Source organism: Pseudomonas sp. NY15372 (assembly GCF_048068215.1).
GTDB lineage: Bacteria > Pseudomonadota > Gammaproteobacteria > Pseudomonadales > Pseudomonadaceae > Aquipseudomonas > Aquipseudomonas guariconensis_A.
In genome coordinates this window covers 51,833-77,056 of record NZ_JBLUPY010000002.1, presented here as the reverse complement: position 1 = coordinate 77,056, position 25,224 = coordinate 51,833, and the positions used below count along the sequence as shown (strand labels likewise).

The 25,224-nt window shown below is 67.2% G+C and carries 28 protein-coding genes; 15 read left to right on the top strand and 13 right to left on the bottom strand.

Annotated elements, in window-relative coordinates; all coding sequences use genetic code 11:
* Positions 1-9: 9 nt before the first annotated feature.
* From ACNFG0_RS01975 to ACNFG0_RS01910, 14 genes are read left to right on the top strand one after another with little or no spacing between them, the layout of a single operon-like run.
* Complete coding sequence (locus tag ACNFG0_RS01975) at positions 10-264, top strand: acyl carrier protein (protein ID WP_196144052.1); 255 nt, start codon at positions 10-12, stop codon at positions 262-264.
* Entirely contained in the window at positions 261-806 is a 546-nt protein-coding gene (locus tag ACNFG0_RS01970) for a hypothetical protein (protein WP_416763916.1), read from the top strand. Before ACNFG0_RS01975 ends, ACNFG0_RS01970 begins: the two co-directional genes overlap by 4 nt.
* Positions 803-2,482, top strand: coding sequence for an AMP-binding protein (locus ACNFG0_RS01965; RefSeq protein WP_416763915.1), 1,680 nt, complete (start codon positions 803-805; stop codon positions 2,480-2,482). Before ACNFG0_RS01970 ends, ACNFG0_RS01965 begins: the two co-directional genes overlap by 4 nt.
* A complete protein-coding gene (locus ACNFG0_RS01960; RefSeq protein WP_196144055.1) occupies positions 2,475-3,209 on the top strand; it encodes a glycosyltransferase family 2 protein in 735 nt (244 codons plus the stop codon). Before ACNFG0_RS01965 ends, ACNFG0_RS01960 begins: the two co-directional genes overlap by 8 nt.
* Positions 3,206-4,144: a glycosyl transferase gene (locus ACNFG0_RS01955; protein WP_416763914.1), complete on the top strand. Its 939-nt coding sequence runs from the start codon at positions 3,206-3,208 to the stop codon at positions 4,142-4,144. The genes ACNFG0_RS01960 and ACNFG0_RS01955 overlap by 4 nt, the downstream gene beginning before the upstream one ends.
* Positions 4,125-5,669, top strand: a complete 1,545-nt coding sequence (locus ACNFG0_RS01950) for an HAL/PAL/TAL family ammonia-lyase (RefSeq protein WP_416763913.1) — start codon at positions 4,125-4,127, stop codon at positions 5,667-5,669. Before ACNFG0_RS01955 ends, ACNFG0_RS01950 begins: the two co-directional genes overlap by 20 nt.
* On the top strand, positions 5,662-6,087 hold the full coding sequence (locus tag ACNFG0_RS01945) for an acyl-CoA thioesterase (RefSeq protein ID WP_416763912.1): 426 nt from the start codon (positions 5,662-5,664) through the stop codon (positions 6,085-6,087). The genes ACNFG0_RS01950 and ACNFG0_RS01945 overlap by 8 nt, the downstream gene beginning before the upstream one ends.
* Positions 6,084-6,686 (top strand): outer membrane lipoprotein carrier protein LolA, encoded by a 603-nt coding sequence (locus ACNFG0_RS01940; RefSeq protein WP_416763911.1) that lies wholly within the window; start codon positions 6,084-6,086, stop codon positions 6,684-6,686. Before ACNFG0_RS01945 ends, ACNFG0_RS01940 begins: the two co-directional genes overlap by 4 nt.
* Positions 6,676-8,997: an MMPL family transporter gene (locus ACNFG0_RS01935; RefSeq protein ID WP_416763910.1), complete on the top strand. Its 2,322-nt coding sequence runs from the start codon at positions 6,676-6,678 to the stop codon at positions 8,995-8,997. The genes ACNFG0_RS01940 and ACNFG0_RS01935 overlap by 11 nt, the downstream gene beginning before the upstream one ends.
* Positions 8,994-9,479 carry a hypothetical protein gene (locus ACNFG0_RS01930; protein WP_196144061.1) on the top strand — a complete coding sequence of 162 codons (486 nt, stop codon included), beginning with the start codon at positions 8,994-8,996 and terminating at the stop codon, positions 9,477-9,479. Before ACNFG0_RS01935 ends, ACNFG0_RS01930 begins: the two co-directional genes overlap by 4 nt.
* On the top strand, positions 9,476-10,669 hold the full coding sequence (locus ACNFG0_RS01925; protein ID WP_416763909.1) for a beta-ketoacyl-[acyl-carrier-protein] synthase family protein: 1,194 nt from the start codon (positions 9,476-9,478) through the stop codon (positions 10,667-10,669). The genes ACNFG0_RS01930 and ACNFG0_RS01925 overlap by 4 nt, the downstream gene beginning before the upstream one ends.
* Positions 10,666-11,136 carry a hotdog family protein gene (locus ACNFG0_RS01920; protein WP_196155339.1) on the top strand — a complete coding sequence of 157 codons (471 nt, stop codon included), beginning with the start codon at positions 10,666-10,668 and terminating at the stop codon, positions 11,134-11,136. The genes ACNFG0_RS01925 and ACNFG0_RS01920 overlap by 4 nt, the downstream gene beginning before the upstream one ends.
* Positions 11,129-11,857: a 3-oxoacyl-ACP reductase FabG gene (gene fabG / locus ACNFG0_RS01915; protein ID WP_416763908.1), complete on the top strand. Its 729-nt coding sequence runs from the start codon at positions 11,129-11,131 to the stop codon at positions 11,855-11,857. The genes ACNFG0_RS01920 and fabG overlap by 8 nt, the downstream gene beginning before the upstream one ends.
* Positions 11,857-13,083 (top strand): beta-ketoacyl-ACP synthase, encoded by a 1,227-nt coding sequence (locus ACNFG0_RS01910; protein WP_416763907.1) that lies wholly within the window; start codon positions 11,857-11,859, stop codon positions 13,081-13,083. The genes fabG and ACNFG0_RS01910 overlap by 1 nt, the downstream gene beginning before the upstream one ends.
* 94 nt (positions 13,084-13,177) lie before the next feature.
* Here ACNFG0_RS01910 and ACNFG0_RS01905 read toward each other — a convergent pair whose 3' ends face one another.
* On the bottom strand, positions 13,178-14,059 hold the full coding sequence (locus tag ACNFG0_RS01905; protein WP_196144066.1) for a LysR family transcriptional regulator: 882 nt from the start codon (positions 14,057-14,059) through the stop codon (positions 13,178-13,180).
* Between the two features lie 121 nt (positions 14,060-14,180).
* On the opposite strand from ACNFG0_RS01905, the gene ACNFG0_RS01900 reads away from it, so the two are divergent.
* Entirely contained in the window at positions 14,181-15,431 is a 1,251-nt protein-coding gene (locus tag ACNFG0_RS01900; protein WP_196144067.1) for an MFS transporter, read from the top strand.
* 101 nt (positions 15,432-15,532) lie between these two features.
* Here the strand turns inward: ACNFG0_RS01900 and ACNFG0_RS01895 are convergent, their stop codons facing one another.
* The 12 genes from ACNFG0_RS01895 to ACNFG0_RS01840 all read right to left on the bottom strand — a co-directional run bounded on the left by ACNFG0_RS01895 (position 15,533) and on the right by ACNFG0_RS01840 (position 25,215).
* Entirely contained in the window at positions 15,533-15,880 is a 348-nt protein-coding gene (locus tag ACNFG0_RS01895; RefSeq protein WP_196144068.1) for a YgiW/YdeI family stress tolerance OB fold protein, read from the bottom strand.
* 71 nt (positions 15,881-15,951) lie between these two features.
* The gene (gene gspM, locus ACNFG0_RS01890; RefSeq protein WP_196155336.1) at positions 15,952-16,422 is read right to left on the bottom strand and encodes a type II secretion system protein GspM; all 471 of its coding nucleotides are present in this window, start codon (positions 16,420-16,422) and stop codon (positions 15,952-15,954) included.
* Positions 16,419-17,528, bottom strand: coding sequence for a type II secretion system protein GspL (gene gspL, locus ACNFG0_RS01885; protein ID WP_416763905.1), 1,110 nt, complete (start codon positions 17,526-17,528; stop codon positions 16,419-16,421). Before gspL ends, gspM begins: the two co-directional genes overlap by 4 nt.
* On the bottom strand, positions 17,521-18,378 hold the full coding sequence (locus ACNFG0_RS01880; RefSeq protein ID WP_196167062.1) for a type II secretion system protein GspK: 858 nt from the start codon (positions 18,376-18,378) through the stop codon (positions 17,521-17,523). The genes gspL and ACNFG0_RS01880 overlap by 8 nt, the downstream gene beginning before the upstream one ends.
* On the bottom strand, positions 18,375-18,968 hold the full coding sequence (gspJ, locus tag ACNFG0_RS01875) for a type II secretion system minor pseudopilin GspJ (RefSeq protein ID WP_416763904.1): 594 nt from the start codon (positions 18,966-18,968) through the stop codon (positions 18,375-18,377). The genes ACNFG0_RS01880 and gspJ overlap by 4 nt, the downstream gene beginning before the upstream one ends.
* Positions 18,955-19,347 (bottom strand): type II secretion system minor pseudopilin GspI, encoded by a 393-nt coding sequence (gspI, locus tag ACNFG0_RS01870; RefSeq protein ID WP_230386167.1) that lies wholly within the window; start codon positions 19,345-19,347, stop codon positions 18,955-18,957. Before gspI ends, gspJ begins: the two co-directional genes overlap by 14 nt.
* Positions 19,316-19,780, bottom strand: a complete 465-nt coding sequence (gene gspH / locus ACNFG0_RS01865) for a type II secretion system minor pseudopilin GspH (RefSeq protein ID WP_416763903.1) — start codon at positions 19,778-19,780, stop codon at positions 19,316-19,318. The genes gspI and gspH overlap by 32 nt, the downstream gene beginning before the upstream one ends.
* On the bottom strand, positions 19,777-20,223 hold the full coding sequence (gene gspG, locus ACNFG0_RS01860) for a type II secretion system major pseudopilin GspG (protein WP_196144074.1): 447 nt from the start codon (positions 20,221-20,223) through the stop codon (positions 19,777-19,779). The genes gspH and gspG overlap by 4 nt, the downstream gene beginning before the upstream one ends.
* A gap of 1 nt (position 20,224) precedes the next feature.
* Positions 20,225-21,430 carry a type II secretion system inner membrane protein GspF gene (gspF, locus tag ACNFG0_RS01855; RefSeq protein ID WP_196155331.1) on the bottom strand — a complete coding sequence of 402 codons (1,206 nt, stop codon included), beginning with the start codon at positions 21,428-21,430 and terminating at the stop codon, positions 20,225-20,227.
* Between the two features lies 1 nt (position 21,431).
* The gene (gene gspE, locus ACNFG0_RS01850; protein WP_416763902.1) at positions 21,432-22,895 is read right to left on the bottom strand and encodes a type II secretion system ATPase GspE; all 1,464 of its coding nucleotides are present in this window, start codon (positions 22,893-22,895) and stop codon (positions 21,432-21,434) included.
* Positions 22,892-24,733, bottom strand: a complete 1,842-nt coding sequence (gene gspD / locus ACNFG0_RS01845; protein WP_416763901.1) for a type II secretion system secretin GspD — start codon at positions 24,731-24,733, stop codon at positions 22,892-22,894. The genes gspE and gspD overlap by 4 nt, the downstream gene beginning before the upstream one ends.
* Positions 24,730-25,215 (bottom strand): type II secretion system protein N, encoded by a 486-nt coding sequence (locus ACNFG0_RS01840; RefSeq protein WP_416763900.1) that lies wholly within the window; start codon positions 25,213-25,215, stop codon positions 24,730-24,732. Before ACNFG0_RS01840 ends, gspD begins: the two co-directional genes overlap by 4 nt.
* Positions 25,216-25,224: the final 9 nt, after the last annotated feature.

The following is a 25,224-nucleotide window of genomic DNA, read 5'->3' as shown; positions in this document are numbered from 1 at the left end:
GACCGCACCATGCAAAACCGCGAAGCCATCTTCAACCTCTTGCGCGACGCCCTTGTCGAGCTGTTCGAGCTCGATCCAGCCAGCATCCGCCTGGAGTCCCACCTCTACCAGGACCTGGAAATCGACAGCATCGACGCCATCGATCTGATCGACCACATCAAGCGCCAGACCGGCAAGAAAATCACCGCCGAGGACTTCAAGTCCGTGCGCACCGTCGAGGATGTGGTCGAGGCGGTGTTCCGCCTGGTGAACTCCGCGGCATGAAGCGCCTGGTCGGCCTCGGCCTGGTGCTGGCCGGGGTGCTCTACCCCTTCGCCGTGCACTACGGCCTGGCCCGTTTCGCCCCCTGGCAGTTCGCCCTGGTGCTCGCCGCGCTGTGGCTGGCCCGTGCCCTGGGCGCGCCGCGCCGGCCCGGCAATCTGTGGATGACCATCGTCGCCCTGGCCTTCTGTGCGCTGCTGGCATTGTCCGACAGCCGCCAGCTGCTGCGCTGGTACCCGGTGTTGGTCAATGGCTTGCTGCTGGCACTGTTCGCCTCCAGCCTCAGGTACGGCCCGCCGTTGGTGGAACGCCTGGCGCGCCTGCGCGAGCCGCAGTTGCCTGACGCCGCCGTTGCCTACACGCGCCGGGTGACGCAGGTCTGGTGCCTGTTCTTCCTGGTCAACGGGCTGATCGCCGCCGGCCTGACCCTGTGGGCACCGCTGCCCTGGTGGACCCTCTACAACGGCTTGATCGCCTACCTGGCCATGGGGCTGCTGTTCGCCGTGGAATGGCTGGCCAGGCAACGCATGCGAGCACGCTCATGAACTGGATCGAACCCCAGCACCTGCTGCAGCCACACGCCGCCGCTCGGGTGATCACCCGCGAGCCCGCGCTGGACCACGCCACCCTCTGCCAAGCCGCCCTGTGCCTGGCCGCAGGCCTGCGCGAACGTGGCGTGCAGCGCCTGGCGGTGTACCTGGAGGATGCCGGCGAACTGGCCATTGCCTTGCTGGGCGCCTGGCGAGCCGGGGTACAGGTGTTGCTGCCCGCCGACCTGCAGGCACACACCCGTGCGCGCTGGAACGACCAAGTCGAGCTGTGGCTCAGCGACCAACCCGGCGACCACAGCCTGGCCTCGCTTTCAGGCGCGCCGCTGGCACCCGCCGACCTCGACCTGGACGCGTGCCAGATCAGCCTGTGCACCTCCGGGTCCAGCGGCGAGCCCAAGCGCATCGACAAGCCACTGCGCTTGCTGGCCAACGAAGTGCAAGCCCTTGAACGCCTGTGGGGCGCCGACCTGGGCGACGCCTGGATCATCGGCAGCGTCGCCACCCAACACATCTACGGGTTGTTGTTCCGCGTCCTCTGGCCGCTATGCGCCGGGCGCGGTTTCCTGCGTCGCCCGCTGCCCTTCCCGGAGGACCTGCAGCGTGCCAGCCGCGAACAACCTGGCTACGCCTGGGTGGCCAGCCCCGCCTTGCTCAAGCGCATGGGCGACAACCTCGATTGGCCAGCCCTGAGCCAGGTGCGCCGGGTGTTTTCTTCCGGGGGTGCCCTGCCTGGGGACGCCGCGCAGCAGCTATATCGGCGCCTGGGCCAATGGCCCGTGGAAATCCTCGGCAGCTCCGAGACCGGCGGCATCGCCTGGCGCCAAGGCGATACCCCGTGGAGCCCTTTCGCCGGCATCACCCTGAGCCAGTCGGCGGACGGTGCCCTGTGCGTCGCCTCGCCCTACCTGCCCCACGGCCATGTCGAACACACCGCCGATGCCGTGCAATTCACCGACGATGGCCGCTTCCACTTGCTTGGGCGCCTGGACCGCATCGTCAAGCTTGAAGAAAAACGCATCTCGCTGCCGCTGCTGGAGCAGGCGCTGTGCGCCCATGCGTGGGTCAGCGATGCGCGATTGGGCGTGGTGCAGGAAGGCCGTGCGTTCCTCGGCGCCTTGCTCGTGCCCAGCCCGGCCGGCCTGCACCAGCTGCGCACCCAGGGGCGCCGAGCCCTGCTCGATACACTGCGCCAGCACCTGGCGCAACATTGTGAAAGCCTGGCCTTGCCACGGCGCTGGCGCCTGCTGCGGCAACTGCCGCTCAACGGCCAGGGCAAGCTGCCCCAGGCGCAGGTCCAGGCGCTGCTGCAAGCCCCACGCGACAATGCGCCGGACGTGCTCCAGACGACCTCTGACGAGCAGCAACTGAGCCTGCGCCTGGCGGTGCCTGCGGACTTGGCCTGCTTCACCGGCCACTTCCCCACCACCCCCATTCTGCCCGGCGTGGTGCAGGTCGACTGGGCCGTGACCCTGGCCACGCCCCTGCTGCCGCAAGGGCTGCGCTTCGCCGGCATGGAAGTGCTGAAATTCCAGCAACTGGTTCGCCCAGGCGACGAACTGGAACTGACCCTGCGCTACGATGCCCAGCGCGGCAAGCTGTACTTCACCTACGCCAGCAACGGCCAGGCCTGCTCCAGCGGCCGCATCCTCCTGGAGCCTGGCCGTGCATAAGCCTTGCGCCGTGATCCCGGTATACGACCACGAGCACGCCGTGCCCGCGGTGGTAGCCCAGGTGCTCGCCACGGGGCTGCCCTGCGTGCTGGTGGACGATGCCAGCCACGCGCCCTGCGCCAAGGTGCTGGACCAGTTGGCCGGGCAGGATCAAGTGTTCCTGGTGCGCCTGGCCGTCAACCAGGGCAAGGGCGGCGCAGTGATGGCTGGCCTGCGCGAAGCCGCCCGGCTGGGCTTTACCCATGCCTTGCAGGTGGACGCCGATGGCCAGCATGACCTTGCCGATGTCCAGGCGTTCCTGGCCGACTCAAGGGCTTGTCCACAGGCCCTGGTGTGCGGCTATCCACACTACGACGCCAGCGTGCCCAAGGGGCGCCTCTACGCGCGCTACCTGACCCACGTCTGGGTCTGGATCAACACCTTGTCGCTGGCCATCCCGGACTCGATGTGCGGGTTTCGCCTGTACCCGCTCGCCCCTACCCTGGCCCTGCTGGACAGGGTACGCCTCGGGCGGCGCATGGATTTCGACACGGAGGTCCTGGTGCGCCTGGCCTGGCGCGGGCAGCCGATGCGCTGGCGGCCGATCCGGGTGCATTACCCGAGCGACGGCATCTCGCATTTTCGCCTGCTGCACGACAACGTGCTGATCTCGCGGATGCATGCCCGGCTGTTCTTCGGCATGCTGCTGCGCGCACCGCGGATGCTATGGCGCAGGTGGTGGCAATGAGCCGATCTTCCCGGCACTGGGCCGAACAAGGCGAACGCGGCAGCTTCTGGCTGATGAAGCTGACCGCCGTGCTGGTGCGCCTGCTCGGCCGACGCCTGCTCAGCCCGTTGATCCATGGCATCGTGCTGTATTTCTTCCTGTTCGGGCGCAAGGCCCGGCGCAGCGCCTGGCAGTACCAGCAGCGGCTGGCCGCCTGGAGCGGCGGCCAGGTGCCGCCCCCGACCCATGGGCGGGTGTTCGGCCAGTTCATGGCCTTCGCCGACGCCTTGCTGGACAAGCTGGACGCCTGGAACGGCCGGCTGCGCCTTGAAGATATCGAGATCGACGACCCCAGCCAGCTGCGCCGGCAATTGCGCAGCAGCCGCGGGCAGATGCTGGTGGGTGCGCACCTGGGCAACCTGGAAGTCTGCCGGGCCCTGGCGGAGCTGGGCGAGCGGGTGACCATGAACGTGCTGGTGCACACCCGCCATGCCGAACGCTTCAACCGCCTGCTGGGCGAGGCCGGCGCCAGCCACCTGCGGCTGATCCAAGTCAGTGAGCTGGACCCGGCGATCATGCTGCAACTGTCCGAGCGTCTGGAGCGCGGCGAATGGCTGGCCATCGCCGGCGACCGCGTGCCCCTGCACGGCAGCCGCACGGTAGCAGTGGATTTTCTCGGCCACCGGGCAGCCTTCCCCCAGGGCCCCTGGCTCCTGGCAGGCCTGCTGGGCTGCCCGGTCAACCTGCTGTTCTGCCTCAAGCACCAGGGCCGCTACCGGATCACCCTGGAGCCGTTCGCCGAACGCCTGCAGTGGCGCCGCGACCTGCGCGAGCAGGTGATCGCCGAATGGGCCGGGCGCTATGCCGCTCGCCTGGGCCATTATTGTCTGCAGGCCCCTGGCCAGTGGTTCAACTTCTACCCTTTCTGGAACGACGATGACGACGCATTCCCATGAGCCCGTGACCTTTGGCGAGGCCCCGCTCGCCATCGAGGACATCCTGGCCCTGAGCCAACGAAAGGCCCGCCCGCTGTTGCAGGCAGATGCCGCGTACCGCGGACGCATCGCCCGTGGCGCGCGTTTCGTCGACAGCCTCCTGGACAAGGAAGGGGTGATCTACGGGGTCACCACCGGCTATGGCGACTCCTGCGTGGTGGCCGTGCCGCTGGAGCATGTCGAGGCCTTGCCGCGCCACCTGTACACCTTCCACGGCTGCGGCCTGGGCCGGCTGCTCGATGCGCCGGCCACCCGGGCGGTGCTGGCAGCCCGGCTGCGCTCGCTGAGCCACGGCATGTCGGGGGTGCGCGTGGTGTTGCTGGAGCGCCTGCGTGGGTTTCTCGAACATGACATCCTGCCGCTGATTCCCGAAGAAGGCTCGGTGGGCGCCAGCGGCGACCTGACACCGTTGTCCTACGTCGCTGCGGCCCTGTCGGGCGAGCGCGAAGTGATGTACCAGGGGCAGCGCCGCGACAGCGCCGATGTGCACCGCGAACTGGGCTGGCAGCCCCTGGTACTGCGTCCCAAGGAAGCCCTGGCACTGATGAACGGCACCGCGGTGATGACCGGCCTGGCCTGCCTGGCCTATGCTCGCGCGGATTACCTGCTGAAGCTGGCCACGCGCATCACGGCGCTGAACGTGATTGCCCTGCAAGGCAACCCCGAACACTTCGACGAGCGCCTGTTCGCCGCCAAGCCGCACCCCGGCCAGAACCAGGTCGCCGCCTGGTTGCGCCAGGACTTGGCCATCGAGGCCCCGGCAGCGCCCCTGCACCGGTTGCAGGACCGCTACTCGCTGCGTTGTGCGCCCCATGTACTGGGCGTGCTGGCCGACAGCCTGGGCTGGTTGCGCGGTTTCATCGAGACCGAGCTCAACAGCGCCAACGACAACCCGATCATCGACGGCGACGCCGAACGGGTGCTGCATGGCGGGCATTTCTACGGCGGCCATATCGCCTTCGCCATGGACAGCCTCAAGACCCTGGTGGCCAATGTCGCCGACCTGCTCGACCGCCAGCTAGCGCTGCTGGTGGACGAGCGCTACAACCATGGCCTGCCCAGCAACCTGTCCGGTGCCGGGCCTGGGCGGGCGATGCTCAACCATGGTTTCAAGGCCGTGCAGATCGGCGCCAGCGCCTGGACTGCCGAAGCCCTCAAACTGACCATGCCGGCCAGCGTGTTCTCGCGCTCCACCGAATGCCACAACCAGGACAAGGTGAGCATGGGCACTATTGCCGCCCGAGATGCCGTGCGCGTGCTGGAGCTGACCGAGCAGGTGGCCGCAGCGACCCTGCTGGCCGCCAACCAGGGGGTGTGGCTGCGCGGCCGAGAGGCTGGCGCCAATCCGTTGCCGCCAGCATTGGCAAGCATGCATGCGGCCCTGCTGCAGGACTTCGCGCCGGTCACCGAGGACCGCGCCCTGGAGCGCGAACTGCGCCTGTGCCTGGCACGTATCGGCGAACGCCACTGGAGGCTGCATGCGTAAGCCTGGGGTATTCCATGTGGACACGGAGATCCTCGTGCCTTTCTTCGACGTCGACAGCATGCACATCGTCTGGCACGGCCACTACGTCAAGTATCTGGAAGTGGCTCGCTGCGCCCTGCTCGAACGCCTGGACCAGGACTATCCACGCATGCAGGCCAGCGGCTACATGTGGCCGGTGATCGACCTGCAGCTGCGCTACATCCGCGGCGCCACCTTCGGCCAGCGCCTGAAGGTGCGCGCCAGCCTGGTGGAATGGGAGCACCGCCTGAAGATCAACTACCTGATCAGCGATGCACTCACCGGCGAGCGCATGACCCGCGCCAGCACGGTGCAAGTCGCGGTGCACATCGCCAGCGGCGAAATGCAGCTGGCCTCGCCCCAGGCCATGCTCGACGCCGTCGGCAAGGTGTTGGCATGAGACGCCTGGCGGGTTACCTGCTGATGGCCACCTTGCTGCTGGCCGGCCCGCAGGCCATGGCGTTCAGCCTGGATGACCTGCAGAAGCAGCTAGGCGCATCGGCGGTGGTCAAGGGCCCGTTCGTCCAGGAGAAACACTTGCGCGCCCTGCCCCAGCCGCTGGTGAGCCAGGGCCGCTTCGTCCTTGCCCGCGACCATGGGCTGCTCTGGCTGCTGCGCACGCCCCTGCGCCAGGACTACCGCATCACCGCCGACGGTATCGCCCGGCGCGACAGCAGCGGTTGGCAGAAGCTGCCCAGCCAGAGTGCCGGAGCGCAGCAGAACCGCCTGTTCTTCGCCGTGCTGCAAGGCGACAGCAGCGGCCTGCAGCGCGACTTCGAACTGAGCCTCAGCGGCGATGCCGAACACTGGCAACTGCACCTGGTGCCTCGCGCGTTGCTGCTCAAGCAGGTGTTCACCCACATCGATATTGCCGGCGGGCGTTTCGTGGAGCGTATCGTGCTGGCCGAAACCCAGGGCGACAGCACCGTGCTGCGCATGCCGGCCAGCGATGGCGCCACGGCCTTGAGCGATTCGGAGCGCAGCGACTTTGCCGACTGAACGACGGTTGCCCAGGCTGTTCCTGGCGCTGTTGCTGGCCGTGCTCGCACTGGCAGGCTGGCAATGGCACCGCGGCGCCCCGGTTTCCGCCGACCTGATGACCCTGGTGCCCGGGGCTGCGCAAGACGAATGGGTAGCGCGTGCCGAGCAGCGCATGCAGGCGCCGCTCAACCGCCAGGTGCTGGTTCTGGTCGGCCATGCCGACCGCCAGCAGGCGCTGAACCTGGCCGAACGCCTGGCAAGCCAATGGCAGGCCAGCGGCCTGTTCGAGCAGGTGCAATGGAGCCTGCAGACCGATCTGCAGGCGGTACGCGCCCAGCTGCTGCAAGGCCGTCTGGCGATGCTCGCCACCACCGACCGCCAGCAGTTGCTGACACAACCCGACGCCTTCATCGAACAACGCGTGCAGGCGCTGTTCGACCCTTTCGCAGGCGTCAGCCTGTTGGCCAACCAGGACGACTGGCTGGGCCTGGGCGCGCGCATCCAGGCCAGCCAACCCAAGCCCGCCACTGTGGAGCTGGACACGGCCAGCGGCGCGCTGGTCGCCGAGGCAGACGGCCTGCACTGGGTAATGTTGCGCGCCAGCACCCGGGGCGACGCCTTCGACCTGCAGCTGCCGTTGCAGGTCGCCGACCTGCTCGCCAGCGGCCGCCAGCTGGCCGAACAGCAAGGCGCCCAACTGCTGGCGGCCAGCGGCCTGCTGCATGCGGCCAGCGGCCAACGCCAGGCCAGCCGGGAAATCACCTGGGTGGGCGGCGGCGCCACGCTGGGCATCCTGCTGCTGTTGCTGTTGACCTTCCGCCGCTGGCGGGTGCTGTTGGCCTTCGTGCCGGTGCTGGTGGGGATGCTGTTCGGTACGGTGGTGTGCACGGCCCTGTTCGGCCGCGTGCATGTCATGACCTTGGTATTGGGCTCGAGCCTGATCGGCGTGGCGGTGGACTACCCGCTGCACTACTTGTCCAAGAGCTGGAGCTTGCGCCCCTGGCACAGCTGGACGGCCGTGCGCCTGACCTTGCCCGGGCTGAGCCTGAGCCTGGCGACCACCTGCATCGGCTACCTGGCCTTGGCCTTCACGCCCTTCCCGGCGCTGACCCAGATCGCGGCGTTCTCCGCCGCCGGCCTGGTCGGCGCCTACCTGAGCGCGGTGTGCCTGCTGCCAGCCTTGTTTGGCGATACGCAGCTGCGCCCGGCGCGCTGGCCGCTGCGTATCGCCCAGGCGCTGACGGACCTGCGCGAACGCATGCTGGCCAAGGTACCTAGCGCTGCACTGCTTGCGCTGCTGCTGGCGTTCTGCGCCGCGGGCTTGTGGCAACTGCAGACGCGAAACGACATCCGCCAATGGGTCGGTGCGCCGCCGCAGCTGCTCGAAGAAGCCCAAGCCGTGGCCCGGATCACCGGCTACCAACCGACCAGCCAGTTCTACCTGGTGCGCGCCAGCGATGAAACACAATTGCTCGACCGCCTGCAGGCACTGGCCGGCAAACTCGACGAACTGGTCGACCTGGGCAAGCTCAAGGGCTACATGGCGCTCAGCCAACTGCTGGCCAGCCCGGCGCAGCAGCGGCACGTACAGCAGGCCCTGGGGCAATTGCCTGAGCATTGGCAACCCTTGCTGGCCCTGGGTGTGCCTGAAACGGCCCTGCGCGGCGAGCTGCAGCAGCTGCAAGCGCTGCCGCTGCTGTCGATCGACCAGGTGCTCGCCGGGCCGCTGGGCGAAGCCTGGCGGCCGCTGTGGCTGGGCCGCACCGACGATGGCGTGGCCGCCGTCGTCAGCCTGCAAGGCCAGGCCGATGCCGCCCTGCTTCGTCTGCAGGCCCAGGACCTACCCGGCGTGCAACTGGTGGACCGGCTGGGCGAACTCAACCAGCTGTTCGCCGCCACCCAGGTCAGCGCCGCCGAACTCAAGCTGCTCTCCTGTGGGCTGATCCTGGTATTGCTGGTACTGCCCTTCGGGCCGGGGGCGGCCCTGCGCATCGTCGCCCTGCCGCTGCTGGCGGCGCTGTGTAGCCTGGCCTGCCTTGGCTGGCTGGGGCAGCCCTTGACCCTGTTCAGCCTGTTCGGCCTGCTGCTGGTGACTGCCATCGGCGTGGACTATGCCATCCTGATGCATGAGCGCATCGGCGGTGCTGCGGTCAGTCTGCTGGGTACCCTGCTGGCGGCGGCCACCACCTGGTTGTCGTTCGGCCTGCTGGCGCTGTCCGGCACGCCGGCGGTGAGCAACTTCGGCCTGGCCGTGAGCCTGGGGCTGGTGTTCAGCTTCCTGTTGGCGCCCTGGGCGACGAGCCGTGAGCGAGGGGACGTAGCGCCATGAAATATCTGTTGCCCCTGTTGATGCTGTTGCTGCTCGGCGCCTGCGCCTCGCAGCCGCCCCTGCCCGAGCAACTGCCCCCGCTCGAGCTGCCACGCCAGTTCCATGTACAGCGGGAACAGGCCAACCAGCGCCAGGACTGGCTGCTGGTGATCCAGCGTGAAGACGGCCACCTGCGCTGGTCGCTGCTGGACTTGCTGGGCGTTCCCCAGGCGCGCCAGTTGCTCGATGGTAGGCACTGGCAAGCCGACGGCCTGCTGCCGCCTAACCCTGCCGCGCGCGAGCTGTTCGCCGCCATGCTGTTCGCCCTGACGCCACCGGGCCAACTGCCCCGGCTTTATCCCCAGGCCATCGGCCACATTTCTGAACGCAGCCTGCCAGGCCGATGGCGCGTCACCTATCGCAGTGCCGACGACTTCACCCTGGCCCTTGATCAAGGCCTGCGCTACCACGTTTCCCCCTTGCCCAGCGAGAACGCACCATGACCGCCTTCCTCGACGCCCTGGGCCTGGTCTGTGCCCTCGGGCACGGCCAGGCCCAGGTGGCCCGCAGGCTCTTTGCCGGCGACTGCTCCGGCATGCAACTACAGGACGGCTGGGTGCCCGGACGCCGCCTGCCGGTAGGCGGCGTGGCCGGACCACTGCCCGCGCTACCGCTGCCCGGTTACCAGAGCCGCAACAACCAACTGCTGCTGGCCGCCGCCTTGCAGATCGAGCCGGCGATCCGGCAAGCCCTCGAGCGCCATGGCCCGCAGCGGGTCGGCGTGGTGCTGGGCACCAGCACCTCAGGAATCGCCGAAGCCACTGCCGGCATCGCCCATTACCTCGAGGCAGGCCGCTTCCCGGCCGACTACCGCTACGACCAGCAGGAGCTCAGCGCCCCGGCGAACTTCCTGGCGGCCTGGCTGGGCCTGCAAGGGCCTGCCTACGTGTTGTCCACCGCCTGCACCTCCAGCGGTCGTGCCTTGCTCAGCGCACGGCGCCTGCTCGACCTGGGCCTGTGCGATGCCGTGCTGTGCGGTGGCGTGGACAGCCTCTGCAGCCTGACGCTCAACGGCTTCACCGCCCTGGAAGCGGTCAGTGCGCAGCGCTGCAACCCGTTCTCGGCCAACCGCGACGGCATCAACATCGGCGAAGGGGCCGCCTTGTTCCTGATGACACGCCAATCATCGGCCCAGGGGCCTGCCATCGCCCTACTCGGCGCTGGTGCCAGTTCCGATGCGTTCCACATCTCGGCACCGGAGCCCAGCGGCAAAGGCGCCTTGCAGGCCATGCGCAAAGCACTGGACAATGCAGGCCTGACGCCGGGGCAAGTCGATTACCTGAACCTGCACGGCACCGCCACCGCGCACAACGACGCCATGGAATGCCTGGCCGTGCACAGCCTGTTCGGCAGCCAACTGCCCTGCTCGTCCAGCAAGCCCATGACCGGCCATACCCTGGGTGCCGCCGGCGCGCTGGAAGCCGCGTTCTGCTGGTTGAGCCTGAGCACGCACAACCCGCAGGGCCTGTTGCCGCCCCATTGCTGGGATGGCCAGCCCGACCCGGGCTTGCCGGCGCTGAACCTGGTCGATGGCCGCCAGCGCCTGCCCGCGCAAGGGCCACGCCGGCTGATGAGCAATTCGTTCGCCTTCGGTGGCAACAATGTCAGCCTGATTCTCGGAGATGCCTCATGATCACTTGGCCCTTGGCCGAATTGCTGCCTCACGCTGGGGACATGATTCTCATCGAGCGCATCGACAGCTGCGACGACGAGCAGATCCACACGTGCACGACGGTTCGCCCCGATGGCCAGTTCAACCGGGCCGATGGCAGCCTGCCGGCCTGGCTTGGCCTGGAGCTGATGGCCCAGAGCGTGGCGGCCTATGCCGGCTGCCAGGCACGTCGCCAGGGGCGCCCCGTGGAAATGGGCTTTTTGCTCGGCACGCGCAAGTTCGAATGCAATGTCGAGGCGTTTCCCGCCGGTGTGCAACTGCACATCCATGCCCTGCGTTCGCTCGAGGATGAAAACGGCATGGGCGTGTTCGAGTGCCACCTGCGTGGCGAAGGCATCCATGCCAGTGCCCGCCTGAATGTCTACCGCCCGCCGCAAGCTGCCAGCTACCTGGCCGAGGCGGGCCCGGAGGAGTCGCAGCATGACTGACACCATTTTGGTCACCGGTTCCAGCCGAGGGATCGGGCGCGCTATCGCCCTGCGCCTGGCCCGCGCTGGCTTCGACTTGGCCCTGCATTGTCGCAGCGCGCGAGACGAGGCCGAGGCGGTCGCCGGCGAAATCCGTGCCCTGGGCCGCCAGGCGCGGGTCCTGCAGTTCGACGTGGCCGACCGTGGCGGCTGCGCCGCGGCACTCGAAGCCGATGTCGAGGCCCATGGCGCCTACTATGGCGTGGTGTGCAATGCCGGGTTGACCCGTGACGGCGCCTTCCCGGCACTGACCGAGGACGACTGGGACACCGTCATGCGCACCAACCTCGACGGCTTCTACAACGTGCTGCACCCGCTGATCATGCCGATGATCCGCCGCCGTGCCCCTGGCCGGATCGTCTGCATCACGTCGGTATCCGGCCTGATCGGCAACCGCGGCCAGGTCAACTACAGCGCCTCCAAGGCCGGCCTGATCGGAGCGGCGAAGGCGCTGGCGATCGAACTGGGCAAGCGCCGCATCACCGTCAACTGCGTGGCGCCAGGCCTGATCGATACCGCCATGCTCGACGAACAAGTGCCGGTGGAGGAGCTGCTGAAGATGATTCCAGCCCAACGCATGGGCACGCCCGAGGAAGTGGCGGGGGCGGTGAATTTCCTGATGTCGGACGAGGCCGCCTACATCACCCGCCAGGTCCTGGCGGTCAACGGAGGGCTGTGCTGATGCGCCGCGTCGTGGTCACCGGCATGGCCGGCATCACTGCCCTGGGCAACGACTGGGCCAGCATCGCCACACAGTTCGCCGCCAACCGCAGCGGTATCCGGCGCATGGACGAATGGGACCGTTTCGAGGAGCTCAACACCCGCCTGGCCGGGCCCGTGGACGGCTTCCAGGTGCCCGCGCACTGGACCCGCAAGCAACTGCGCAGCATGGGCCGCGTGGCACACCTGGCGGTGGCGGCTGCCGAGCAAGCGCTGCTCGACGCCGGGTTGCTCGACGAGCCGAGCATTCGTGACGGCCGCATGGGCGTTGCCTGCGGCTCGTCGATCGGCAGTACCGAAGAGATCAAGGCCTTCGGGAACATGCTGCTCAATTCCAAGGCCGACGGCCTCAATGCCAATTCCTACGTACGCATGATGCCGCACACCACCGCGGCCAACATCAGCATCTTCTTCGGCCTCACCGGGCGCCTGATCCCCACGTCCAGCGCCTGTACCAGCGGCAGCCAGGGCATCGGCTATGCGTACGAGGCGATCAAGTACGGGCGCCTGCCACTGATGCTCGCCGGCGGCGCCGAGGAACTGTGCCCCAGCGAGGCCATGGTATTCGACGCGCTGTACGCCACCAGCCTGAAGAACGATACCCCGTCCCTGACGCCACGGCCCTATGACAGCGCCCGGGATGGCTTGGTGGTGGGCGAAGGCGCCGGCATGCTGGTGCTCGAGGAGTTACAGCACGCCCTGGCCCGTGGCGCTCGGATCCATGCCGAGATCGTCGGTTTCGGCAGCAATGCCGACGGCCAGCACATCACCCGCCCCGAGCAGGCCACCATGCGCCGGGCCATGGAGCTGGCGCTGGAAGACGCAGGCCTAGGGCCCGAGGCCATCGGCTACGTCAATGGCCATGGAACCGCCACCGAACAAGGCGACATCGCCGAAACGCTGGCCACCCATGAACTGTTCGGCCCGCACATGCCCATCAGCTCGCAGAAGAGTTTTCTTGGGCATACCCTGGGGGCCTGCGGAGCGCTGGAGTCCTGGTTCAGCATCGAGATGATGAACCGCGATCAGTACGTGCATACCCTGAACCTCGACCACATCGACCCCCGCTGCGGTGAGCTGGACTACCTGCGCGGCGGGTTCCGGGCCATGCAGCATGAGCATGTGATGAACAACAACTTCGCCTTTGGTGGCGTGAATACGTCGCTGGTGTTTCGGCGCTGGCACTAACGCGTGACCGGGGGCCGCTTCGCGCCCCTTTCGCGGCACAAGGCCGCTCCTACCGAAACAGCGCCGTAGCGCCCTTGTGGGTGAGCGCGCGGAGCTACCGGGTCAACAACTCGGCAAACGCCCTGGCCATGGCCGACCCTGCCGCCTGCCGCTGGACCAGCCACACCGCAGTCGTCGCGCCCTCGTCCAGCAGGGTCCGGTACACCACGCCATCGATACGCATGCGCTGGAACGAAGCCGGCAACACCGACACCCCCAGCCCCGCCGACACCAGGCCGATGATGGTCATCGCCTCGCCCGCTTCCTGGGCGAAATGCGGGCTGAACCCGGCCTGGCGCGCCAGGCTCAGTAACTGCGCATGCAACCCGCTGCCGTAGCTGCGCGGGAAGAACACGAAGGGCTCGTTGGCCAGCGCCTGCATGAACACGCCCTGTTCGCTGCCCTGGGCCAGGGGGTGGGAAGCGTGGATCACCGCCACCAGCGGCTCGCTGAACAGTTCGGTGGCCACCAGCCCTTCGGGCAATGGCATCGGCCGCATCAGGCCGACTTCGATGCTCTCGTCGAACACCGCCTCGGCCACGTCACGGCTGCTCATTTCGCGCAGGTTCAGGTGCACCGCGGGAAAGCGCTGGCGAAAGGCATGCAGCGCCTTGGGAATCCTCGAGGTGAACGGCGCCGAAGAGGTGAAGCCGATCTTCATCTCGCCCAGCTCGCCCAGTTGCGCGCGCCGGGCGACATCCGCTGCCTTTTCCACCTGGGCCAGCACCTGGCGCGCTTCGTCGAGGAACAGCCGCCCGGCCTCGCTCAGCTCGACCCGCCGGTTGGTGCGCTCGAACAGGCGTGCGCCCAGTTCCTGCTCCAAGGCCTGGATCTGCTGGCTCAACGGAGGTTGTGAGATACCCAACTGCTGGGCCGCGCGACCGAAGTGCAACTCTTCGGCCACGGCGATGAAATACCGCAGATGACGCAACTCCATGACGGGCTCCGATTAGGTCGCATAACGTCTTAAATAGGTCGAACAATATATTGGATGTATCCATTAGCCAGCTATATGATTTTTTCATCGCAACACCGGCCCAGCGCCAGAGGTCCCCTCCGTGAAATCCGCCGTCGCCCCGCTCTCCATCGACCCCGAGCCTGTGACGCCTGCCCTGAACGACACCTGGATCGAAAAAGGCACGCCCGCCTTCATGAAGACCGTGCTGGCGCTGTTCAGCGGCGGCTTCGCCACCTTCGCCCTGCTGTATTGCGTGCAGCCGATGATGCCGTTGCTGTCGCAAGAGTTTTCCATCAACGCCGCGCAGAGCAGCCTGGTGCTTTCGGTTTCCACGGCCATGCTAGCCTTCGGCTTGCTGGTCACCGGGCCGATTTCCGACCGTATCGGCCGCAAGCCGGTCATGGTCTTCGCCCTGCTCTGTGCGGCCTTGGCAACCCTGGCCAGCGCAGTGATGCCGACCTGGGAACTGGTGCTGGCCACCCGCGCGCTGGTGGGCCTGGCCCTGAGCGGCCTAGCCGCCGTGGCGATGACCTACCTGAGCGAAGAAATCCACCCGCAGCACATCGGCCTGGCCATGGGCCTGTATATCGGTGGCAATGCCATCGGCGGCATGAGCGGACGCCTGATCACCGGGGTACTGATCGACTTCGTCAGCTGGCACACGGCGATGCTGGCCATCGGCGGCCTGGCCCTGGTCGCGGCGCTGGTGTTCTGGAAGGTGCTGCCCGAATCGCGCAATTTCCGCCCCCAGGCCATGAACCCGCGCAGCCTGCTGGACGGCTTCGTCATGCATTTTCGTGACGCAGGCCTGCCGTGGTTGTTCCTCGAGGCGTTCCTGCTGATGGGGGCCTTCGTCACCCTGTTCAACTACATCGGCTACCGCCTGCTGGCAGAGCCCTACCACATGAACCAGGCCCTGGTCGGCCTGCTCTCGGTGGTGTACCTGTCGGGCATCTACAGCTCCGCCCAGGTGGGCGCGCTGGCGGACAAACTGGGCAGGCGCAAGGTGTTCTGGGCGAGCATCCTGGTGATGGCCGGCGGGCTGCTGATGACCCTGGCCAGCCCGCTCACGCTGGTGATCCTGGGCATGCTGGTGTTCACCTTCGGCTTCTTCGGCGCGCACTCGGTGGCCAGCAGCTGGATCGGCCGACGGGCGCTCAAGGCCAAGGGGCAGGCCTCGTCGCTGTACCTGTTCTGCTACTACGCAGGCTCCAGCGTGGCCGGTACGGCCGGTGGGGTGTTCTGGCACCAGGCCGGGTGGAACGGCATCGGGCTGTTCATCGGCAGCCTGCTGGCGGTGGCATTGCTGGTGGCGTTGCACCTGAGCCGGTTGCCACCCAAGACTGCCTGAACAGGGGCTGTTTTGCAGCCCATCGCCGGCAAGCCGGCTCCCACCTGTCTCGCGCTGCGCTGAACCTGTGGGAGCCGGCTTGCCGGCGATGAAGCCTGGGATCAGTTGACGATCTCGACGATGTCCACGTCCACTTCACGGCTCATCAGGTGCTTCTCCACCTCGCCGGTCAGCTTGACCTTGGTCTTGTCGTTGAACGGCGTCTGCGGCAGGTCCTCGTCGTCGATCTCGACGGTGATGGTGCCGGTGTTGTCCTTGAACTCGTACTTGTCGTCGTTGTTGATCTTCTTGGTCACGTAGCCTTGCAGCACCACCGGGGTGTCGTCAGCGGCATCGTTGGCGGCGGCGACGGTGGTCACCGACTGGGCGCCTGGGCCGGTGTAGCCGGCTGCCAGGGCGGCAGTGCTGAACAGAGGGGCGAGGATCAGGGCGAGGTAACGAGCTTTCATGGTGTCAGGTCCTGTTGGGGTTTCGATGGGAACAGCCTACCGAGGCAGGCTGAAGCGAAGCTTAATCAGCCTCATGCCTCGTCCAGTTCCAGACTGACCCTGGCCTGGAGCTGGTCGTCCATGACCTGCAATTGCATGTCCCGTACCCGGCCGCCTTCACGCTCAAGCGCATGCAGCCATGCAAACATCACGGCCGGCGAGCCTTCGAAGCTGACATCGACCTGCTGGGCCCTGGTCTCAAGGCCAGTGATGCGCACGCCCGCCGCCTGGGCCCGCTCGCTCAGCCTGGCCGGTGTCAGCACCGGCCAGGCTTCCTGCATCCGGGCAGGCCCTGCCGATACCCGTTGCAGGTGGTCGGCCAATGCCTGTTCGCGGGCCAATGCCTGGCCGGCCTGCTGCAGGCGCGCCTGGCCTGGCTCCCACGCCAGCTGCCAGGCCGCAACCAGGGCCAATGCCCACAGGGCGGCTACGATCACCCTTCGCCGCTCGCCCGGGATCAGCCGCCATTGGCGCACCAGGGCATGTTCCTTCCACTGCATCATCGCGCCTCCTTCCAGGTCAGGGTCGCCCGTACACCTTGTTCGTCCTGACGGGCCTGGTCGATCAATACTGCCGGCACGCGTTGGCGCAGGCGCTCGAGGTCTTCGAACCCTTGCGCCAACACCTCCATGCGCCAGCCTTCGACAGGGCTCAGGGTTGCCTGCGCCACAGTCAGGTTCCCGGTTTCCACCAACTGCTCGCCGAGCGACGCCAGCCCTTCGATCGCCGTCGCCGGGTGCGGGCGGTACTCGAGCGCACGGATCTGGCTGGCAAGGTCTGCGCTGACCGGCTGCCCGGGCGCCCAGCGTTGGAAGGCCTGGCGATTGTCTGCCTGCAATTGGGCGGTGCGCTGCAGCAGCCATTCAGCCCTCAGATAATCGGCCACGCACACCATCGCGAACGCTATCGACACCCCAACGGCCAGGGCTCGCCAGGGCACACTCGCACGGCGCCGTCGGTAGGCGCCCTGAAGCAGGTCGATGGCCTGCATGCGGCCTTGCCTGAGCGTATCGAAGGCACAGGTGACCGATCGGGTGCACAGGGGCAGCTCTGCCTGCTGCGCCTCGGCCAGCCAGGCCATGGTCGGACACTGCGGTGCCAGCGCCTGGGCGGCCTGGGGGGTGGCAGCCAACCGGGGGGCGCCAGCACCGCCTATCAACCAACGGCCTTCGAGCCACAGCGCACACGCGGGCTCGCCCGTGAGCAGGTCGGCATCGACATGCAAGGCAAGCGGTTCGACACCCTGGGCTTGCAGCAGGGCCAGCAGGTTGTCCATGACGTCTCGGTCAATCACCAGTCCCCGCCGTTGCTTCTGCTCATCGGCAGGGCCGAAAGCCAGGTGCACCGTCTCCAGCGGCGCTGCCAACTGGTCCTCGGCGGCATAAGCCAAGGTATCGGGCTTGGGCCGCCTGCCCGGCAGCGGGCCGACTTCGCAGGTGCCCACCATTTCCATCGGCACCACCACCACGGCCGCGCCGCTCAAGATCGAGGCCACGTCACCGATGCTCACGCGGTGTTGCTCGCCACCTGCCGTTCGCACCCACACGGGCCACTGCGCATCGGCCGTCTCTTTTCCTGCGGGCAGCAGGTACAACCAATTTTCACTCATTCGGCATTTGCTCCCGCACTGCAGAAAACACACGTCGCACCACACGAACCTGGTGCGTGTTCAGATCGATTTCCAAGTCGCTGTACAGGTACATCCGCCTGCCGCCCAGCTCTACCTGGACCTCGAGTCGAAACCACTGGCTGTTCACGGTCAGCCCGCGGCTGGTCACGCCAAGGCCCTCCATTTGGGGCAGGGCCAGGAACTGGTCGACTCTGGCGTAGCCCTCTTCGGGTCGCTCAGCCACCAGCCGGCGCGCCACGTCGGGCGACAGGTCCTCGAGCGCGGCCAGCACCTGCGCAGGTGCGGTATTGATGTTGAGCCTGGCCTCCTTGGGCAATGCCACGACCCAGGGCCGCAAGCGCTCCATGACCGCTGCGGAAACCTCCGGCAAGGCACGTAGCTGGGTGATGTCGAGCAGCGGTTTCCCCATCAAGCTGTCCAACACGGGGGGCTCTATCTGCAGTGACCGACAGAGGCGTTCCCACCGTTCGAGCAAGATCGGGTCGGGCGTCTTGGGCGCCAGCAAGGCACCGAGGTTGTATCGTGCCGAGAGATCCTCAAGCTGCGTGCGCACCCGCCCCTGGCCGAGGGTGAAGGCCTGGGGACGCGCCCAGTGCTGCCCGCCATGGGTGACCTGAACGACCTCGACCACCGCCTGGCGAAGCTGCCCCAGCACCCTGCGTTCTGCGCCATGGGCCAGCTGCAACAAACGTGTGGCCTCGATCTGCTGGGTCACACCGCCCAGCAGCAGTTGGTGGCTACGCAACATGCCGGCGACCAGCAACGACAACAGCGCCATGATCAACAGTACCGTGACGAGCGCCAGCCCCTTTTGCCGCTGCTGGGTCATCGATTGGCTCCCGCCAGGGGCAGCACCCGCCGCACCTGCCCGATGCGCTGCGTCGACACGATGATTTCCAGTGCCTGCGGTGGTGCTGGCCGGCGCTGCGCGAAGGGCCAGCGCGTCTGCCAGCCGACCTCGGGCACATACACGCGCCAGCGCAGCTCGACGACACCGTCGAGCAGACGCTGGGGAAGACCTAGGCCTTGTTCCAAGGTGCTGCGCCGCCGCCACAGCACGCCATCCTCCAGCCAATAGTCGACCAACCTCACGTCGCTGCGTGGCAAGGGTTGGCTGTCCTGGGTGCCGGCGAGCAGCCAGCCCATGCGCTGCTGCCCCAGCGTGAAGCCATAGCCGTTCTTGTTCAGGCTCCCTGGCAGGTACGCTTGCAGCGCATCCCGCTGAACCAGGCTCATTGCCCGCCCCAACGCGCGCACGGCTTCGGCCTGGTCCTGGCGCTTGGCATCGGCACGTACCAGCACATCGAGCAGGCGCCCGGTGCCGACCGCCAGCAGCGCGAAGATGGCGATGGCCAGCAGCAACTCGATCAGGGTAAAGCCCTGCTGGCGGCGCGCCCTGCCCGCTTCATTCGGCAGCATCGGCGTCCTCCGTCCACCCGGTGGCCTGGTGCAGCACCTGGCCATTCGCGGCGAGGCCCACACGCACATGGACTTCGACCAGGCCACGCCCAGCCAGGCGACGACGGGTCTCGACCAGCGTCCAGCGGCGCCGGTCGTAGGTCACCTCCAGCGTGCGCTGCCCAGCCGGCGGCGTCGGCAGCAAGCGCAGCTCGGTCAGATGGTTATCGGCGATCCAGCTGGCGAACAGGCGGTCCTGCAAGCCTTGCGACTGCATCAGCACATGCCGGGTCGCCGTGCTCACCGCCACCGCCAGGACGGCGAAGATCGCCAGCGCCACCAAGACTTCCAGCAAGGTGAATCCACGTTCACGGTGCGAGCTTGGGATCATTGAGTCCATCACTCGACACCGTGGCCAGGCGCTTGTCCATCGCCATGAAATACAACGAGAACGGCGTGTGCTCGTCATTGCTGGAGATCACCAGTTGCGGTGCGTTGCCGCGTGCAGCGGTCGATACCGGCACCCCATCGACCTCCAGGCGCAAATCCAGCTCCAACGCACGATGCCGGCCCGCAGCCTCCCAGCCTTGCTCGGCGGCGCGGAACAACTGGTAGCCCTGACCGTCGAGGCGGATCCCCAGGGTGCGCCCCTCCAGCACCGCCTGTTGCCGTGCATGCTGCAGCATTTGCAGGAAGAGGCTGGCCTCCTGGTTGGCCACACGCTGCGGGTCACGACCGAACTTCAGCCCCGCCATTCCCATGACGATCCCCAGCAGCACCATGACCACCAACAGTTCCAACAGGGTAAAACCCTGGGCTTGGCGCCGTTTCATTCAGGCCAGTTACCGATGTCGGCGTCCATGCCCTCGCCGCCAGGCTGGCCATCGGCGCCCAGGGTATACAGGTCATAGCCTTGGCTCGAGCGCGTACCAGGGCTCGTGTACTGGTAAGGCGAACCCCACGGGTCGGTAGGCGTGCTCTTCAGATAGCCCTGGGCGTTCCACTGGCGCGGCAGCGGCGCCACGGTCGGCTGTTTGACCAAGGCATCGAGGCCCTGGGCGGTGCTTGGGTAGCGGCCGTTGTCCAGCCGATAGATTTCCAGGGCCGTGGAAATCGACTGGATATCGGTGCGGGCGGCGGTGAGCTTGGCGTGGTCCGGGCGGCTCATCACGTTGGGCAGCACCAAGGCGCCAAGCACGCCCAGGATGATGACCACGACCATGATTTCGATGAGGGTGAAACCGCGTTGCGCGCGGCGTGCTGAACGAATGGACATATCAGTTGACCAGTTGGTTGAGGTTGAGAATGGGGAGCAGGATGGCAAGCACGATGAACAGCACGATGCCGCCCATCACCAGCAGCATCAGCGGCTCGCAAAGGCTCACCAGCAGGGAGATCCGCCCCGCCAGCTGTTTGCCCTGAAGGTCGGCGGCACGTTCGAGCATGGTGTCCAGCTCACCGGCACGCTCGCCGCTGGCGATCATGTGCAGCATCAGGGGCGGCAAGGTCTCGCTGCGTGCCAGGCAGTTGGCCAGCGTGGCGCCTTCACCCAGCTCCCGGGCCGCTTCCAGCAGGCGTTCGCGCAGCACCAGGTTGCCGATGACACCGGCACCGATGTGCATGGCTTCGACCAGGGCGACACCGCTGCGCCCCAGAATCGCCAAGGTGCTGATGAAACGCGCCGCCTCACTGGCGCGGACGAATTCGCCATAAGCCGGCAGGCGCAAGGACACCCCATGCCACTGCCGACGCCGGGTGGGTTGGCGCAAGGCCAGGTACACCACCGTAGCCGCTGCCGCCAGGGCCGGAACGCCTATCAGCCCATAGCGGTTGGTGGCGTCGCTGAGCGCGATCAGTACCTGGGTCGCCATGGGCAGTTGGGCCTGGTCCCGGGCGAACGCCTGCACGACATCTGGCACCACATAGCCCAGCAGAAAGCCCACGACCAGCAACGAGACCACCAGCAGGATCACCGGGTACACCATCGCCAGTTGTACTTTCTGGCGCAGGGCCTGCTGGTTCTCGCCATGCTCGGCCAGGCGGTCGAGCACCCCGGCCAGGTGGCCGGAGCGTTCCGCCGCCGCGATGGTGGCCCGGTAGACCATGGGAAACGCCTGTGGATAAGCCCCCAGTGCTTGCGCCAGGGCGTGGCCTTCGGCAACGCGCTCAGCCACGCCACGCACTATTTGCCGTACTTGGCGTTGGCTGGTTTGCGCAGCGACGGCCTGCAGGGCTTCGGTCAGCGGCACGCCCGCATGCAGCAAGGTCGCCAGCTGCCGGGTCAGCAGCGAGCGCCGGGCCAGGCTCAGGCGGTTGCGCGCCAACAAGCCATTGAAGAAAGACGCCCGTACCGGTTCGACCTGCAGCACCAGCAGCCCCTGGTCACGCAGCGCCTGGCGGGCCTGGCGCGCGCTCGGCGCCTCCAGGGTGCCCCGCTGGCGAACGCCTTGGGTGTCCTGGGCCTGGTAACGAAACACCGCCATATCAGCCCTGCCCCGTCACGCGCAGCAGTTCTTCCACGCTGGTCTGCCCCTGGCAGACACGCTGGACGCCATGCTGGAACAAGCTTGGCGTGTCCTGGCGGATCAGCTCGAGCATCTGCGCCTGGGACGCGCGTGTATGGATCGCCTGGGCCAGCGGCGGCTCTACCACCACCATTTCATGCAGGGCCAGACGGCCGCTGTAGCCTTGCTGGCACTCAGCACACCCCTGCGCCTTGTAGACCACCGCAGGCCGCTCAGCGGGGTGGCCGAGAGCGTTGGCAATGGCCTCGTCCACGTCGCAGGCGACCTTGCAGTGCGGGCAAAGCTTGCGTACCAGGCGCTGGGCCATGACCCCGGCCAGCGACGAGGCGAGCAGGCAGGTGTCGATGCCCATGTCCGCCAGGCGTGTGATGGCACCCAATGCGCTGTTGGTATGCAGGGTGGACAGCACCAGGTGCCCGGTAAGCGAAGCCTGGACGGCGATATCGGCGGTTTCCCGGTCACGGATCTCGCCGACCATGACCACGTCCGGGTCCTGGCGCAGGATGGCACGCAGGCCGCGGGCGAAGGTCATGTCGACCTTGGTGTTGACTTGGGTCTGGCCGATACCGGGCAGGTGATACTCGATCGGGTCTTCGACGGTGAGGATGTTGCGCGACACCTGGTTGAGGTACGAAAGCGCGGTGTACAGCGTCGTGGTCTTGCCCGAGCCGGTGGGCCCGGTGACCAGGAAGATGCCATGGGGCTTCTCCAGCATGCGCATGAAGCCGGTACGCACCGCCCCTTGCATCTGCATGTGGTCGATGTCCAGGCGCACCGCCTGCTTGTCCAGCAAACGCAGCACCACCCGTTCGCCATGGGCCGCCGGCAGGGTCGACACCCGCACGTCCACTTCATGGCCGGCCAGGCGCAGGCTGATCCGGCCATCCTGGGGCACGCGCTTCTCGGCGATGTCCAGGCGCGCCATGACCTTGATGCGCGAGACCAGCAGCGCGGACAGCTCCCGTGGCGGTGCCAGCACTTCGCGCATCACGCCGTCGATGCGCATGCGCACCCGCAGTTGCTGCTCGAAGGTTTCCAGGTGGATGTCCGACGCCCGGGAGCGCACCGCCTCGCTGAGCAAGGCATTGAGCAGGCGAATGATCGGCGCATCATCCTGCTGGTCGAGCAGGTCGCTGGTCTGCGGCAAGGCTTCGGCCAAGCGGGACAGGTCGATTTCCTGGTCCAGGCCCTGGACCACCGCCTGCGCCGCGTCCTGGCTGCCGCCATAGCAACTGGCCAGGCGCTCGGCAAAGCAGGCGTCGTCCACCTGGCGCAGGGGCCAGGCACTGCCTACCACGCGACAGGCCTCGGCCATGGCGGCCAGCGACGCATCCTTGCGCATCAGCAAGGCGGGTTCATCCGCCTGCTGGTCGAACAGGATGCCGTGGCGCCGGGCGAAGCTGAAGGGCAGAGCGGCGCTCATCGACGGTCGCCTGGGTTGTCGGGCAGGCGCTTGGCCTCGAACAGCTGTCGGGCATCCTTGGGCAGCACGGAATCGTCCACTGTGCGAACGTTCTCGTAGGCGCGTCGCCCGGCCTGGACCAGCTCAGCCTGGCTACGCAGGATGGTAGGGCGCAGGAAGACCATCAGGTTGGTCTTTTCCTGGACATCCCGGCTCCAGCGGAACAGGCCGCCCACCCAGGGAATTCGGCTGAGCAACGGCACGCCACGCTGCTCTTTCCTCACGCTGTCCTTGATCAGGCCACCGATCACGATGATCTCGCCGTCGGCGGCGAGGATGGTGCTTTTGAGCGTGCGCTTGTTGGTGATCAGGTCGTTTTCCAGCGTACTGGGGGCAAGCTCCGAACTTTCCTGCTCCACTTCCAGGCGCAAAGTTCGGCCTTCGTTGATGTGCGGGCGCACCTTCAGGCTGATACCGATGTCCTTGCGCTCGACGGTGGTGAACGGGTTGTCCGCGCCACTGCCGGTGGTGGTGTACGACCCGGTCTTGAACGGCACGTTCTGGCCGACGAGGATCTGCGCCTCCTGGTTGTCGAGGGTCAGCAGGCTGGGAGTCGACAGCAAGTTGCTGCGCGTATTGCTGGCCAGGGCCGAGACCAGCAGGCCGAAGCGATCCGAGCCGATGGCCAGGGCCGCGCCCGCCGGGATCGACTTACCCTCGCCGAGCAAGTCGGCCAGCGAGGCACCGCTGTCCGGGAAGGTGATGCCTCCCTTCAGGCCGCCCTTGTCGATGCCCCATTGCAGGCCGAGGGCCTCGTTGATGTCACCGCTGACTTCGACGATGGCCGCGTGGATCAACACCTGGGCCCGTGGTTGATCCAATTGCTCGATGATCTGTTCAACACTGCCCAGGGTCTGGGGCTCGCCCAGCAGCACCAGGGCGTTCTGGTTGGCATCGGCCTTGACCATGGCTTCACCACTGAGCGCCTCGCCCAGGCCGTCGCCGGTCGGCTTGCCGTCCAGGCGCTTGCCCACATCGCCCAGCACCTCGGCCAACTGCTCGGCGTTGCTGTGCTGCAGGCGGACCACACGCCAGTTCTGCGAAGCGGTAGGCGCTGGGACATCCAGCGAACGGCTCAACTGTGCCAGGCGCTGGCGCGACTTGGCGGGCCCGAGGATAAGCAGGCGGTTGCCCGGCAGGTCAGCCAGTACCCGCACACCGCTGTCCGGGCCACCTGCGGCCCCTTCCACCACCGCCAGCACGTCGCTGGCCTGGGCCTTGCGCAAGGTCACCAGTTCGTAGTCGTGCCGCTGGCCGCTGTCGAGCTGCAACACCAGGTCTTCCAGGCGGTCCAGATTGGCGGCCGAATCGGTCACCACCAGGGCGTTGGCCGAACTGGAAGGCCCGATATAGCCATTGCTCGACACCAGCGGGCGCAACAGCCCCGCAAGGTCCGAGGCCGTACTGCCCGACAGCGGCAACACCCGAGTGGTGAATGCCGCAGGGATGGCCTCGACCTGCTGGTTGGCCCAGGCCTTGGCTTCGCTGGCCGGCAGCACCAACAGCCGGTCACCGTCGTTCACCGCGGCGAAGCCCTGGGCGTTGAGCACCGAGTAGAACAGCCGGCGTATCCCTTCACGGTCGAGCGCCTCGCTCGACAGGACGGTGATGCGGCCTTGTACGCGGGGGTCCAGGATGATCGTCTGGTCGAGTATCGCCCCCACCTCACGCACCACGTCGCGCACGTCGGCATCGCTCATTGCCAGTTGCCAGGTCGCCTCGTCGGCCAGGGTCATGGAACAGGTCAAGGTAAGGCAGGCGCCGAGAGAGGCGGCGCGCAGGTAGCGTTTAAGAGTCATTGCACCTCCCGCAACAGGCGGGGCGAAGAAGAGGAAACAGAAGCAGCACCCGTGGTGCTGCCAGCGGGCTGGAACACCGGTGAAGCGCTGGCCGACAGCGACACCACTTCTTCCCGGCCGTTAAGCCACAACACAATGGAGCGCACGTCGATGCGCCGCAGCACGCCGCCGCCCGGCAGGCGGTCGCCGACCCGGTGGATGGCATCGCCGTTGGGACTTTTCACCAGCGCGCGGGCATCGCCCTGGCTGGAAACGAAGGTGGCCTTGAGCGTGATGTCCGAGCGGCTCGACTGGGGCTGCCCAGGTGCCTGGAAGCCGAACGCCAGGGCCAGGGTGGCGACAGGCAACGGCTTTTGCGCAGCCGCTGCAGGTGCCACGAGCGAGGCCGGGGTGGCAATGTCCGTCACCACCGGGTTGGCCATTTCACGCCATGTCAGCAGGCCCCCTGTGGCCAGCACCATCGCGGCCCAGGGCAAATGCATGGAAAGCTT